The organism is Flaviramulus sp. BrNp1-15, assembly GCF_022259695.1.
Classification (GTDB): Bacteria; Bacteroidota; Bacteroidia; order Flavobacteriales; family Flavobacteriaceae; genus BrNp1-15.
This window is the reverse complement of the sequence record NZ_CP092099.1, coordinates 612811-628107: the sequence shown is the minus strand read 5'-3', so window position 1 is coordinate 628107 and position 15297 is coordinate 612811. Positions and strand designations below refer to the sequence as shown.

General features: G+C 32.4%; 11 protein-coding genes. 7 read left to right on the top strand and 4 right to left on the bottom strand.

Annotated elements, in window-relative coordinates; translation table 11 throughout:
* Positions 1–12: 12 nt before the first annotated feature.
* A complete protein-coding gene (gene panC, locus MBM09_RS02765) occupies positions 13–864 on the bottom strand; it encodes a pantoate--beta-alanine ligase (protein WP_238675326.1) in 852 nt (283 codons plus the stop codon).
* Between the two features lie 200 nt (positions 865–1064).
* Between panC and MBM09_RS02760 the strand changes: the two genes are divergently transcribed.
* The 7 genes from MBM09_RS02760 (at position 1065) to MBM09_RS02730 (ending at position 12222) form a co-directional block, all read left to right on the top strand.
* Positions 1065–1874, top strand: coding sequence for a glycogen/starch synthase (locus MBM09_RS02760; RefSeq protein ID WP_238675325.1), 810 nt, complete (start codon positions 1065–1067; stop codon positions 1872–1874).
* A 23-nt stretch (positions 1875–1897) separates the two neighbouring features.
* Entirely contained in the window at positions 1898–3604 is a 1707-nt protein-coding gene (locus tag MBM09_RS02755) for a DUF4270 domain-containing protein (RefSeq protein WP_238675324.1), read from the top strand.
* A gap of 161 nt (positions 3605–3765) precedes the next feature.
* Positions 3766–5619, top strand: a complete 1854-nt coding sequence (gene glmS, locus MBM09_RS02750; RefSeq protein WP_238675323.1) for a glutamine--fructose-6-phosphate transaminase (isomerizing) — start codon at positions 3766–3768, stop codon at positions 5617–5619.
* Between the two features lie 216 nt (positions 5620–5835).
* A complete protein-coding gene (locus MBM09_RS02745) occupies positions 5836–8619 on the top strand; it encodes a TonB-dependent receptor domain-containing protein (RefSeq protein WP_238675322.1) in 2784 nt (927 codons plus the stop codon).
* 3 nt (positions 8620–8622) lie between these two features.
* The gene (locus tag MBM09_RS02740) at positions 8623–10164 is read left to right on the top strand and encodes an SGNH/GDSL hydrolase family protein (protein ID WP_238675321.1); all 1542 of its coding nucleotides are present in this window, start codon (positions 8623–8625) and stop codon (positions 10162–10164) included.
* Between the two features lie 167 nt (positions 10165–10331).
* Positions 10332–11840 carry a F0F1 ATP synthase subunit beta gene (atpD, locus tag MBM09_RS02735; protein WP_238675320.1) on the top strand — a complete coding sequence of 503 codons (1509 nt, stop codon included), beginning with the start codon at positions 10332–10334 and terminating at the stop codon, positions 11838–11840.
* A 103-nt stretch (positions 11841–11943) separates the two neighbouring features.
* Positions 11944–12222 carry a F0F1 ATP synthase subunit epsilon gene (locus MBM09_RS02730; protein WP_238675319.1) on the top strand — a complete coding sequence of 93 codons (279 nt, stop codon included), beginning with the start codon at positions 11944–11946 and terminating at the stop codon, positions 12220–12222.
* Between the two features lie 77 nt (positions 12223–12299).
* Here the strand turns inward: MBM09_RS02730 and MBM09_RS02725 are convergent, their stop codons facing one another.
* The 3 genes from MBM09_RS02725 to MBM09_RS02715 are packed head-to-tail and all read right to left on the bottom strand — an operon-like array spanning position 12300 to position 15295.
* Positions 12300–13391, bottom strand: a complete 1092-nt coding sequence (locus MBM09_RS02725) for an acyltransferase family protein (RefSeq protein ID WP_238675318.1) — start codon at positions 13389–13391, stop codon at positions 12300–12302.
* A 19-nt stretch (positions 13392–13410) separates the two neighbouring features.
* Positions 13411–14739 (bottom strand): sugar MFS transporter, encoded by a 1329-nt coding sequence (locus tag MBM09_RS02720; protein WP_238675317.1) that lies wholly within the window; start codon positions 14737–14739, stop codon positions 13411–13413.
* Positions 14740–14755: 16 nt separating this feature from the next.
* Entirely contained in the window at positions 14756–15295 is a 540-nt protein-coding gene (locus MBM09_RS02715) for a GNAT family N-acetyltransferase (protein WP_238675316.1), read from the bottom strand.
* Positions 15296–15297 lie beyond the last annotated feature (2 nt).

The following is a 15297-nucleotide window of genomic DNA, read 5'->3' as shown; positions in this document are numbered from 1 at the left end:
GGGCAAAGATAATTAATTTAGAGCGATATTATCAATAAGTCTAATATCATCAGCATATACTGCTATAAACGCTCTGTAAGTTTTATTATTTGATTTTCTTTTAACCGGTTTTAAGGTTTTAGTATCTGCAATAATGAAATATTCCAACTCCAATAAATCATGTTTAGAAAACTGTTTTTCAACCCATTCCGAAACTTTATTAGCACTTTTTGTGCCAAAATGCTTTTTTGCTTCTGTTAAAGTTTTATATATGTATGGTGCAGCTTTTTTGTACTCAGCTTTTAGTCGAGTATTACGAGAGCTCATAGCTAAACCATTAGCTTCTCTATGTATTTTACACCCCACAATGTTTACTGGAATATGATACTTTTCAACTAATTTTTTAATGATAGCTAACTGTTGGAAATCTTTCTCGCCAAAGTAAGCGTTATCTGGTTTAACAATTTCAAAAAACCGTTTTACAATGGTACCTACTCCATCAAAATGTCCATGACGAAACTTACCTTCCATTTCAAACTCTAAACCATCAAAATCAAACTCCTCGGAAACTGTTTTACCTTTATAAATATCGTCAACCGTAGGTGCATAAACTAAGATATCTGTTTGGCTTAAAGTACTCAATAAAGCAACATCATTTTCTAATGTTCTTGGGTATTTTTGCAAATCTTCTGTATTATCAAACTGGGTTGGATTTACAAAGATGCTTACAATTACTTTGCTATTATTTGCCAAAGCTTTTTTAACTAATTGTAAATGTCCTTGGTGCAATGCGCCCATGGTAGGAACCAAACCTAAAGTTAGCTTTTTGTCTCTTAAAGCATCAACTGCCTTTATAATTTGTTGTTTTTCTGAGTAAACTTCCACGTTTTAATAAAAAATTAACGGGTGCAAACTTAAGATTTTACAGTCAAATTGCATAAAATTTTGTACTTTTGCGTGTTTTTTATTTTGAATTTTAAAAAAAGTGAAGTCTGAATAAGACAAAATTTTTCAAATTTTCTCTTTAAAAAAATCAATAATTGCTAATGATTTAGACATCATTAAAAGTCAACAAAAACAAACATATGAAAGATAAGAGGATATTGTATGTATCATCTGAAGTAGTACCTTATTTACCAGAAACCGAAATTTCGTCTATGTCTTTTGAAGCACCAAGAATGGTGAATCAACAAGGTGGACAAATAAGAATTTTTATGCCACGTTATGGAAATATAAACGAAAGAAGACATCAGTTACATGAAGTCATAAGATTATCTGGTATTAATTTAGTGATTAATGATTTAGATATGCCACTTATTATTAAAGTAGCATCTATCCCAAAAGAGCGAATTCAGGTTTATTTTATTGATAACGATGAATATTTTAAAAGAAAAGCAACTTTAACTGATGAAGATGGTAACCTGTTTTCTGATAACGATGAACGCGCTATTTTCTTTGCAAAAGGTGTTATTGAAACCGTCAAGAAATTAAATTGGTCTCCAGATATTATTCATGTTCATGGGTGGTTAGCTTCATTATTACCTGTTTATTTAAAAGAATATTATAAAGACGAACCTTTGTTTAATGAAAGTAAAATTGTTACTTCAATATATAATCAAAGTTTTAACAATACTTTAAATAAAGACATGATTAATAAGATTAAATTTGACAACATAAATGAAGATGCTGTTAAATTGCTTAATGAACCGTCTTATAATAACTTAATGAAAGTTGCTATTGATTATTCTGATGCGTTAATTGTTGGGTCTGAAAACATTCCTGAAGATCTAGAAGCCTATTTAAAAGCCTCAAAAAAACCTATTTTAGAATATAAAAGTAAAGATGAATTTGGTGAAGCTTATACAACATTTTTCAATAATACCGTTTTAGGCTAAACATACATTCATTAATCACATACATGAAAAAGACCATTAAAGCCCTTAAAGTCACTGTTGTTTTAATATTTTCTGTTTTATCTTTTATTGCATGCGATAAAGATTTTAATGTTATAGAAAGTGATGTTCTTGGAAAAGACAATGCAAATTTTGAAACTAATAGCACAGTTTATCCTGCTACTGCATACAATAAAAAACTAGATTCTTTACAAGTAAACGGATTACCAGCCAACTTACTTGGTGTTTATAACGATCCAGCTTATGGACAAACCATAGCTAGTATTGTTGCCCAAGTAACACCAACAACTTTTAATCCTGATTTTGGCACAAACGCTGAGATTGATAGAGTTGTAATTAGCATCCCTTATTTTAGTACTCAAACAGACGTAGATGACGAAGGCAACCCAGTATATAAATTAGATTCTTTATATGGAAACCCTTCAGAAGGAATTAAACTTTCTATTTATCAAAACAATTATTTTTTAAGAGATTTCGATCCTAATTCTACTACTAACAGTACACAAAATTTTTATTCAAATGCAAATAACACTACAAACTCGGTTTTAACCGGTACAGGTGTTGTGAATTTTGATGATCATATTGTAACTACAATTCATGAAGAGCCTGTTTTTATTCCAAGTGAAGCTCCAACTGAAACCACTACAGGAACAGGAGAAGATGAAGTAACTACTTTATCTGAACCTGCATATACAGTGGTTTTAGATAGCAATGAAGATAAATTATACTGGACGAGCACTATTATAAGTAAACAAGATGACCCTGTTTTAAGCAACGCCAATAACTTTAAAAACTATTTTAGGGGTATTTACTTTAAAGCAGAAGCTCTTGGTAGCGATGGTAATATGATTTTACTAAACTTAGCTTCTTCAAATGCCAATATTACTATTCATTATTCAAAAGATTCCACAGTAGAAGATGGTGAAAGAGTAGAATCTACATATGTTTTAAATTTCACTGGTAATAGATTAAATACATTTATTAATGATTACAATCAAGTATCATTACAAAATGGAGACAAAACTTTAGGTGATGAAAAACTTTATTTAAAAGGAACCTCAGGTTCCATGGCTGTTATTGATTTATTTGGAAACGAGGATTCTAACAACAATGAAATTGCGGATGCCCTTGAAGATTTTATTGATGAGTACAGACAAACTGATGAAAACGGAGATTATATAATTGATAATACAACTGGCAATTATTTACTAAAAAGGCTTATAAATGAAGCCCATTTAGAGGTTTATGAAGATGAAACCATTAATATAGGCTCTAATAATGAAGATTTCCATAAGTATGATCGTATTTATGCCTACGATGTTAAAAATAGCATACCAACTGTTGATTATTTAGCGGATCAGACTAGAAATAATCAAAGTCCGTTTAATTCTAAATTTATAAGTTTAGGTCAAAGAGACACTATTTCAGGAAAGTATAAAATACGCCTAACACAGCATTTAAATAACATCTTGCTTAGAGACTCAACTAATACAAAAATTGGCCTTGTACTTTCAACAAATGTAAATGCAGACTATAACCCAGACACTTTTATTTTTAGTAGTGCTGAAATTTTAGAAAGTGATGATGATGTTATTGCTATTCCAACATCAGCATTAATATCTCTCAGAGGCACTATTTTACATGGTAGTAATGAAAATGCTCCTGAAGAAAAAAGATTAAAATTAAAAGTGTTTTATACAGAGCCAAAGTAACACTTAAAACTTAACTAATTTGAGTTTTAATACTATATGCTTTTTTGAAAAAAATGACTTTCATCGTATAAAATAGGTATTCATATAATAATTATCTTTCATTGTTATTTATTTTACATATTTGCCTTAAGTTAAAAACCCTAAAATCAATATTATAAGTTATGTGTGGAATTGTAGGATATATAGGACCAAGAGAAGCTTACCCAATTATAATCGAAGGTCTAAAAAGACTTGAATACAGAGGATACGATAGCGCTGGCATCGCATTGTTTGATGGTACCGATTTAAAAGTTTCTAAAACAAAAGGCAAAGTAGCAGATTTAGAAAGTCGTTCTGACAATGAAATCACAAAACATGGCAGTGTAGGAATAGGTCATACACGTTGGGCAACCCATGGTGTACCTAATGATATAAATTCACACCCACACCTTTCAAATTCAGGAGAGTTAGTGATTATTCATAATGGTATTATAGAAAATTATGAATCACTTAAACAGGAGCTTATTTCTAGAGGTTACACTTTTCAATCCGATACAGATACTGAAGTTCTTATCAACCTAATTGAAGACGTAAAGAAAAAAGAAAATGTAAAACTTGGTAAGGCTGTTCAAATAGCATTAAATCAAGTTATTGGAGCTTACGCCATTGCCGTTTTTGATAAAAACAAACCCGAAGAAGTTGTTGTTGCTCGTTTAGGAAGTCCATTAGCTATTGGTATTGGTGAGAATGAAGATGAGTTTTTCATTGCCAGTGACGCATCTCCTTTTTTAGAATACACTAAAAATGCTGTTTATCTAGAGGATGAAGAAATGGCAATTATACGTTTCCACAAAGGCATAAAAATAAGAAAGATTAAAGATGATTCTTTAGTAGATACTTATGTGCAAGAATTACAATTAAATCTAGAACAAATAGAAAAAGGTGGTTACGAGCATTTTATGCTAAAAGAAATTCATGAACAACCAAAAGCTATAAAAGACACTTATAGAGGACGACTATTAAGAAACGAAGCCATCATAAAAATGGCTGGTGTTGAGGATAATATGAAAAAATTCCTTAATGCTAATCGTATTATTATTGTTGCTTGTGGTACATCATGGCATGCGGGCTTAGTAGCTGAGTATATTTTTGAAGATTTAGCTAGAATACCTGTAGAAGTAGAATATGCTTCAGAATTCAGGTATAGAAACCCTGTAATTAACGAAAATGATGTGTTAATTGCAATTTCTCAATCTGGTGAAACTGCTGATACGCTTGCTGCTATTAAATTAGCTAAATCTAAAGGTGCTTTTGTGTTTGGCGTTTGTAATGTTGTTGGTTCGTCAATAGCTAGAGAAACACATGCCGGAGCTTATACACATGCTGGCCCAGAAATAGGTGTTGCATCAACTAAAGCATTTACTACTCAAATTACTGTTTTAACTTTAATGGCGTTAAGAATGGCTCGTGCTAAAGGTACTATTAGTAGTTCTGATTTCCGTCACCATTTATTAGAATTAGAAATGATTCCTGGTAAAGTAGAAAAAGCTTTAAAATCTGATGCTCATATAAAAATGATAGCAGATATTTATAAAGATGCTAAAAACTGTCTTTATTTAGGTAGAGGTTATAATTTTCCAGTCGCTTTAGAGGGTGCTTTAAAACTAAAAGAAATATCTTATATACATGCTGAAGGATATCCTGCAGCAGAAATGAAACATGGTCCAATTGCATTAATTGATGAAAACATGCCTATTGTTGTAATTGCAACTAAAAAAGGGCATTACGAAAAAGTAGTTAGTAATATACAGGAAATAAAATCTAGAAAGGGTAAAATTATAGGCATTGTCACAGAAGGTGATAAACAAGTAAAAGAATTAGCAGATCATGTTATTGAAGTTCCAGAAACATTAGAGTCTTTAACTCCATTATTAACGACTATCCCTTTACAATTATTATCTTATCATATAGCCGTTCTTTTAGATAAAAATGTAGATCAACCACGTAATTTAGCAAAATCAGTTACAGTAGAATAGATTTTTTATCTAAAAACAAAGACTTTTAAATTGGTATGATTTACAACAAATCATGCCAATTCTTATTTTTAGCCTGTGATTTTTAAAGATATAGCAATTTTTTTAGGTGTTTTTTGTTAAAAATTACTATGCGCGCATACTTTTTTTATATTTTTATTCGCTAGTAATATAATATATACATATATTGCTAAACTAAAATTAAACTAATTCGAATACATGAAAACAATTCTCCCATTTTTATTGTTGCTTTTTTGTGGACTATCCTACTCACAAACAACAATTTCCGGTTCTGTTGTTGATGATAACAATCAACCTATTCCAGGAGCAAACATTATTATTGTAGGAACTTCAACCGGTACTGTAACCGATTTTGATGGTAATTTTACACTTACTTACAGTCAAAATCCTCCATTTTCAGTCCAAGCAAGTAGCGTAGGATTTGAAACTGTTACAGAAGAGGTAACAACAAATAATCAAAAAATTAATTTTGTTTTAAATGAAGGAACTTCATTAGACGAAGTTGTTATTTCTGCATCCAGAACACCAGAACGTATTTTTGAATCGCCTGTAACTGTTGAGCGTTTAGGTCTTAAAGAGATAAAAAATACAGCTTCAGCAGATTTCTATGACGGTTTAGAAAACCTTAAAGGTGTAGATGTAAACACAAATAGTTTAACTTTTAAATCTGTAAACACCAGAGGATTTGCAACATTTGCGAACAACCGTTTTATGCAACTTGTAGATGGTATGGATAATTCTACACCAGCTCTTAACTTTCCAATAGGGAATTTAGTTGGTATGACCGAAACAGATGTTTTAAGTGTTGAATTATTACCAGGTGCATCTTCTGCATTATATGGTGCCAACGCGTTTAATGGTATTTTGTTTATGAGAAGTAAAAGTCCTTTTGATCATCAAGGTATCAGCACATCAATTAAAAAAGGTATTACATCACAAGAAGCTGCTGGTGATAACGAATATACAGATATAAGTGTACGTGCTGCATATAAGTTTAGTGATAAATTTGCTGCTAAAATAAATTTTGGTTACCTAAGAGGAACAGACTGGGCTGCAACTAGTGAAGTTGATAAGACAACTATTGGTGGTACCAGAGCAGATTTAAATTATGATGGAATAAACGTTTATGGTGATGAAGTAGCAACAAACATAAACGGTGTAGCTGTAACACTAGAAGGTTTAGGTATCTTACCTGCTGGAGCTAGTGCTTTAGTTCCTTCAGTAGTTGTTAGTAGAACAGGTTATAATGAAAATGATTTAACAGACTACAATGCTGAAAGTATAAAAGCAGACTGGGGTTTATACTTTAGACCTTGGGAAAATGATTTTGAAATTCAATATGTTGGAAAAGTAGGTACAGGTTCTACCATTTACCAAGGAACTAACCGATACTACATTGATAATTTTACACAACAACAACACAAATTAGAATTTAAAAATGATAATTTCTTTTTAAGAGGATATGTTGTTGCTGATAAAGCTGGTGATTCTTATGATATGGTATTTACTGGAATCAATATCAATAGAGCTTGGAAAGATGATAATACTTGGTTTGGCGAATATGCAGGAACTTTTGTTCAAGCTACACTTGGAGGCGCCACTGAAGCTCAAGCTCATGCTGCTGCAAGAGCTCAAGCAGAATCTGGTCGTTACTTACCAGGTTCTCCTGAATACATAGCTGCTTTTAATAGAAGTATTAATGATCCTAATTTAGCAACGGGATCTAAATTCCAAGATGCTTCAAAATATTATCATTCTGATGCTAACTATAACTTTAGTCATTTAATTGATTTTGCAGATATTCAAGTTGGTGGATCATACAGACAATACAGCTTAAACTCTTCAGGTACTATTTATACAGATTTTGATGGTCCTATTGATTATTCTGAATACGGTGTTTACACTCAAATTCAAAAAAACATAGAGTTAAGTGATGCTTTAGATTTAAAACTAACAGGATCTGTTCGTTATGATAAATCTGAATTTTTTGATGGGTTCTTTTCACCAAGATTATCTGCAGGTTTAACTGTTAACAGAGATCATAATATTAGAGCTTCTGTTCAAACAGGATTTAGAAACCCTACTACACAAGATTTATTTATTGGTTTAGATGCAGGTAGAGCTATTTTAGTAGGTTCTGCTCCAGACAATTTAGATAGATGGACAAGAGATTACGATGTTAGTACAAACGGGCAAGTAGGTTTTGGACAACCAGCAACTATTGCTCAAACAGGTAGAGTAGCTTATGAAAACTCTTATACAGCAAGTTCTGTTCAGGCTTTAGCAGCTACTGGAAACCCAGCTGTTTTAGAAGTTTCTAACCCAGAGTTAATTAAGCCAGAGCAAGTATCTTCGGCAGAAGTTGGTTATAGAGGTAAATTTGAAAGCTTAATCGTAGATTTTAGCGCTTACTTTAACAAGTATAAAGATTTCATTTCTCAAGAAGTTGTAATATCTCCTTATTACGGAACTGTTGGTGATAATGGATTATCTGTAGCCGCTATTTCAAATGGCGATTATCAAGCTTACAGTACGTATACAAACTCTCCTGCAGATGTTAAATCTTATGGAGCTTCAATAGGTTTATCAACTAAAGTTTTTGGTGATTTTGATTTAAGCGGAAGTTATACGTATGCAAAATTAGACTTTGACCAAGTTAAATACCCAGATTTTACAACAAACTTTAATACACCTGAGCATAAATTCAAAGCTTCATTTGGAAATACAGATTTATTTGAAAACTTTGGTTTTAATGTGTCTTATAGATTCAGTGATGATTATTACTGGGAAGCAACATTTGGTAATGGTGTAGTTCCAGAATATCACGTAGTAGATGCTCAAATAAATTTAAGAGTCCCAAGCTTTAAGTCTACTTTTAAAGCAGGTGCTACTAACCTTTTAGGAGATGAGTACTTTACGGCTTTCGGTACTGGTAATATCGGGTCAATGTATTATGTATCATGGACAATAAATAACTTATAAAAAATGAAAAAGAATATTATAGATATAAAATACGTTGCATTAATTGCAATCTTAATAGGGTTTACATCTTGTAATGAAATTGAAGATGTTTTGGAAGACAACAACGCTCTAGTTGAAGTTGAAGTATTACCAGAATTAAATTCAGGTTCAGCAGATTTCTCAACTTATGTTTCTTTAGGAAACTCGTTAACTTCTGGTTTCACAGATAATGCTTTATTTATTGCAGCTCAAGAAAATTCTTTACCAAACATTTTAGCACAAAAATTTGCCTTGGCAGGCGGAGGAGATTTTTCTCAACCATTGATGAGTGATAATGTAGGCGGATTACTTTTTGGAGGTGCAGTTAATGCAAGATTTGGACCAAGACTTTATTTTAATGGTTCTGGACCTGCTGTTTTACCTGCAGCCTCGTCAACAGAAACATTTGCTAATGTAGGAAGTCATAATAATATGGGAATCCCAGGAGCCGCAAGTTTTCACCTGTTGTATGATGGTTATGGAAACCCAGCAAATTTAGCTCTTCCTGTACCAACAGCAAACCCTTATTTTGTAAGAATGGCTTCTGCTCCTGATGCTACAGTTTTAGGTGATGCTATGGCGCAATCGCCAACATTCTTTTCTCTATGGATAGGTAATAACGATGTACTAGGTTATGCTTTATCTGGTGGAGATGCTACTACAAGCTCAATAACACCTTCAGATGGCCCTCCAGGAGTTGGTTTCGATCAAACTTATGGTGCTTTAATCGCTACGCTTACAAGTGGTGGTGCTCAAGGTATCGTTGCGAACATTCCTTACGTAACAACAATTCCACATTTTACTACAGTACCTCATAATCCAATTCCTTTAGATGAAGCCACAGCTGGAGCTGTGAATCAAGCATATGCTGCTTATAATGGCGGTATTCAAGCAGCTTTAGGAGCTTTAGCAGGAACAGGTTTATTTACTCAAGAAGAGGCAGATTTAAGAATGATTACCTTTTCTGCTGGTGAAGGTAATGCTGTTGTTATTGAAGATGAGAGTTTAACAGATTTAGGTGCTATTAACCCAGCATTTGCAGGTCTTCCTAAAATTCGTCAAGCTACAGCAAATGATTTGCTAGTTTTACCTTCATCTAACTTTATTGGAACAGAAGCTGTACCTGGAAATCCTTTAACAGTAAACGGAGTTGCTGTTCCTTTAGCAGATAAATGGGTTTTAACTCCAGAAGAACAAGAAGAAATTAAAACAGCTACAGATGCTTTTAACGCAACCATTCAAGCTGCAGCATCTTCAGCAGGATTAGCTTTTGTTGATGCTAATATGTTAATGCAACAATTAGATGCAGGAGGATTTACAGATGGAGATTACACATTAACTTCAAGTTTAGTAACTGGTGGAGCGTTTTCATTAGATGGTGTTCATCCAACAGCAAGAGGTTATGCCTTAATAGCTAACGAATTTATGAAAGCCATTGATGCTGCATACGGTTCAAACTTTGAAGCTTCAGGGAATTTAGTTAACATTGGTAATTATCCAACTAATTACTCGCCTTCATTACAATAAATTTATATTAAAACATTATTTCAAAACGCCTTCATCAAGAGGGCGTTTTTTTATTGGAAAAAAGCTTAAAAAACAACTTTCATTTTAAATTAAAAAATATATCTTTGCACGCGAAAACTAAAAGTGTTTTCATACAATTAAATCGCATAATATTAAACATATAAGTAATGTCTAAAGTTACAGGTAAAGTTGCACAAATAGTAGGTCCGGTTATCGATGTTGAATTCGCTGCTGGTTCAGAGCTTCCAAAAATTTATGATTCATTAGAAATTAAAAGACCTGATGGTTCTTTATTAGTATTAGAAGTACAATCTCACATTGGTGAAGATACTGTACGTACTATTGCTATGGATTCGTCTGATGGTTTAAGTAGAGGAACTGAAGTTACTGCTACTGGTGCTCCTATTCAAATGCCGATTGGTGATGATGTTTACGGACGTTTATTTAATGTAATTGGAGATGCTATTGATGGTCTTGGAGATTTACCTAAAGCTGGAGAATCTGGATTACCAATTCACCGTCAAGCACCTAAATTTGAAGATTTATCAACGTCTACTGAAGTTTTATTTACAGGTATTAAAGTAATCGACTTAATTGAGCCTTATGCAAAAGGTGGTAAAATTGGTTTATTTGGTGGTGCTGGTGTAGGTAAAACAGTATTAATTCAGGAGTTGATTAATAATATTGCAAAAGGTCACGGTGGTTTATCAGTATTTGCTGGTGTAGGTGAAAGAACTCGTGAAGGAAATGACCTTTTAAGAGAGATGTTAGAATCTGGAATTATTCGTTACGGAGATGATTTTATGCACTCTATGGAAGACGGCGGATGGGATTTATCTAAAGTTGATAAATCTAAAATGAAAGAATCTAAAGCAACTTTCGTATTCGGACAAATGAATGAGCCTCCTGGAGCACGTGCTCGTGTAGCATTATCTGGTTTAACTATTGCTGAGTATTTCCGTGATGGAGCTGGAGATGGGCAAGGAAAAGATGTACTTTTCTTCGTAGATAACATCTTCCGTTTTACACAAGCTGGTTCTGAGGTATCTGCATTACTTGGTCGTATGCCTTCTGCGGTAGGTTACCAACCAACATTAGCAACAGAGATGGGTGCGATGCAAGAACGTATTACATCAACTAAAAAAGGATCTATTACATCTGTACAAGCGGTTTACGTACCTGCGGATGATTTAACTGACCCTGCTCCTGCTACAACCTTTGCTCACTTAGATGCAACAACTGTATTATCTCGTAAAATTGCTGAGTTAGGTATTTATCCTGCGGTAGATCCATTAGATTCTACTTCAAGAATTTTAACTGCTGATATTTTAGGTGCAGATCATTATAACTGTGCTCAAAGAGTAAAAGAGTTATTACAACGTTATAAAGAGTTACAAGATATTATTGCTATTCTAGGTATGGAGGAATTATCTGAAGAAGATAAATTAGCTGTAGGACGTGCACGTCGTGTTCAACGTTTCTTATCTCAACCATTCCACGTAGCAGAACAATTTACTGGAATTCCTGGTGTATTAGTAGATATTAAAGAAACTATTAAAGGTTTTAACATGATTATGGATGGTGAATTAGATCACTTACCAGAAGCAGCTTTTAACCTTAAAGGAACTATTGAAGAAGCTATTGAAGCTGGAGACAAAATGTTAGCTGAGGCATAGCCGAAGCTAATGCTGAATTTATTTCAGCATCTTTTAAATTGAATCTTGAATAAAAATTAAAAAGACCTTGAAATAAATTCAGGGTAGTTAAACAAGTTTAACTATGTATCTAGAAATTGTATCACCAGAAGCAACATTATTTAGTGGAGAAGTAACTAGTATTTCTGTACCTGGTGTAAATGGTGAATTTGAAATGTTAAATAATCACGCTCCTATCATATCTTTATTAAAAGAAGGTGTTGTGAAGATTTCAGGCAACATCGAATTAGATGAAGAAGTTCAGGATAAATTTACTAAAGGAGACAAGAATACAACTTTATTAAAGATAAATTCTGGAACTATAGAAATGAAAGATAATAAGGTTATTGTTTTAGCCGATTAAATTTCATTTTAAATAAAATATAAAAAATGCGAAGCAGTTGCTTCGCATTTTTTTTTCATTTATCTAAAGTAGATTAATTAAACTTTTATAAATATTCTTTTTAAATACATATAATAACCAAGCCCTAAATAACATAATACAACAGTAAGTGCATACAAAAGGGATGACAATTTAAAACTTAAAAAACCATGTATATAGATGGTTTCATAAAGCCAGGAATGAATATTACTATCTTCTCCAACTTTTGTTAAATACATGAATTTAGATATAAAGCTAGACAGAAAATATATAGTTATAGCATTCATCCCAACATACTTGAATATATTTCCAAAATTATATTTCTTAATGTCTATTAGATAGTAAATAATAGCCAAGAGCAAAGTTCCCCAACCACTTGTTACTAACACAAAACTGCTACTCCAAATAGCTTTGTTAATTGGGAAATAAATACTGAAAATATAGCCGGAAATCAACAAACCAAATGCTACTATAAACAATTGTTTAATTTGTTTAAGCCCATCTAAAAGCTTACCTATTAAAATGCCAATTAAACAAGTAACAATTGCAGGTAGTGTACTAATAATACCTTCTGGGTCATAATCTGGTTGCCACATATGCTTCCCTAAAAGATTTAAATCTATATAGTTTGCCCAATTATTAGATGCCCTATCAAAAGAAGGGGGTATTCCATTTAAGTTTGGAAAAGGCATAAAACCAAGAAATAGCCAATATGCTACCAAAATAATAATAGAAATACCAAGTAAACTTTTCCAATTACAATTAAGATATAATATTGATGAAATTAAAAAAACAACACCTATTCTCTGGAGCACACCTGGAAGCCTTAATGTTTCAAAATCTGACACAAAAGGTACATAAGGCAAAAACAAATTGAGAAATAAGCCCAAACCTATAAGTTTTAAGCTTCTAATAACTATTTTTTTATAGGTTAATAAACTATTGGATTTGCTTTTATATGCGAAATAAATAGAGATTCCTACAATAAATAAAAAGAAAGGGAATACTAAATCGGTTGGTGTTAATCCATGCCATTTTGCATGAAGTAAAGGCGAATAAACATTACTCCAATCTCCGGGAGTGTTTACCAAAATCATAGCTGCAATGGTAAAACCTCTTAAAATATCAACAGATTCTATTCTTTTTGTCATTACTTATAAAATATTTCAGCTAATTTTTTACACCAATTTTATGCCCGAAGAAAGCATAGTATAAAATAATAAGGTAGCATGGTAATAAAATCCAATATCCAAAAGAAGCAGCTTCAGACATCGCACTAACTTCATTAACCCCTTCAATTATTAATTGTTCTTTTCTATTATCTACCAAAGCCCCGTACAATGGCGGTATTATGGCTCCACCTGCTATAGCCATTATAAGAAGTGCTGAAGCTGTTTTAGTAAATTTACCTAAGCCATTTAAAGCTAAAGGCCAAATTGCTGGCCAAACCAGAGCATTTGCTATTCCCAATGCAGCAACAAACAGCACTGATATGAACCCTTCTGTGAAAAGAATACAAAACGATAAAAGAATTCCTAAAACAGCACTTGCTTTTAAAGCAAAGGCTTGACTTATATATTTTGGAATTAAAAATACACCTAAAGCATAAGTAGCCACCATAGCCATTAAAGTAAATAAGGTAAAAAACTTAGCTTGTTCAACAGGAATATCTAAAGCAATTCCGTAGGATATAATAGTATCTCCTGCTATAACCTCAACTCCAACGTATAAAAACAATGCTAAAACGCCTAACCATAAATGAGGGAATTGAAAAATACTAGTTTTTGCAGTTTCACCTGTTTTTGATTCTTCAATAGGTGCTTCTTCAACATGTGGTAAAGGTGCTTTTCGTATTAGAAATCCTAAAATGAATAGCACAATAGCCATAACAACATATGGCATAACAACACTATCTGCCATAGTATCTAGTAAGCGTCCTTTTTCAGCATCGTCTACAACTTCAAACTGTTCTTTTATTTTATCAATTCCAGATAATAATAAGGCTCCAAAAATAACTGACCCTAAAGCACCGGCTACTTTATTTGCTATTCCCATAATAGCTATACGTTTAGCAGCACTTTCTATAGGTCCTAAAATAGTTATATATGGGTTTGATGCTGTTTGTAAAAGTGTCATACCCGCTCCTTGAATAAAAATACCTGTTAAAAAAACCCAATAGGTTCTTGCTTCGGCTGCTGGTATAAAAACTAAAGCTCCTAGTGCCATAACTATTAAACCTAAAGACATGCTTTTTCTAAAACCAATTTTATTTATAATATATGACGCTGGAAGAGCCATAACCACAAAAGAAATATAAGATGCAGATGCGACCAAGTACGATTGCGCATCTGTTAATTCATTAATGGTTTTCATAAACGGAATTAATGCTCCATTAATCCAAGTTACAAATCCGAAAATAAAAAACAATCCCGCAATAATTATAATGGGAATAACTGTATTGTTTTTTGGTTGTGATGATTGTAATGTATTTTCAGCCATAGTTATTAGTTAATTATTAGATATCCCACTTTAAAATTTTCCAATCTTGTTTTTTAGAACGATATGAATATAAGATTTTAAATCCAATTGCATAATGTGCATGTAATGATCTTAAATTGGTTTCATCAACCTCTGTTATAATAGCGTCATAATCTTTCTTCATTTCCTCATTCATTTTACTATATAACCCTCTAAAGACACCTCTTTTTCTAAATGCTTTATCAATACATATTTGCCCCATAACTATGTATTTTAAAGTATCTGGTACATTTTTTTCTATATTAATAAACATAGGTTTTAAAACTTCTATCTCGTCTTTAAAACTCTTAACCATAGATAAAGCATAACCCACTACTTTATTTTCACTTTTCGCAATAATGTGAGGGCACTTATCATTCATTGCTTTAAGTAAAGTAAGACTATGCTGTACTGTTACAAAGCCTTCTTTTTGCTTTTCTTCTTCTGAAATTGATGCTGAAATATTAGCGTGTTGAAGTTTAATAATTTGGTGTAACTCTTCGTTAGTAGAAGCTTTTTTATAAACCACACTATTCATGA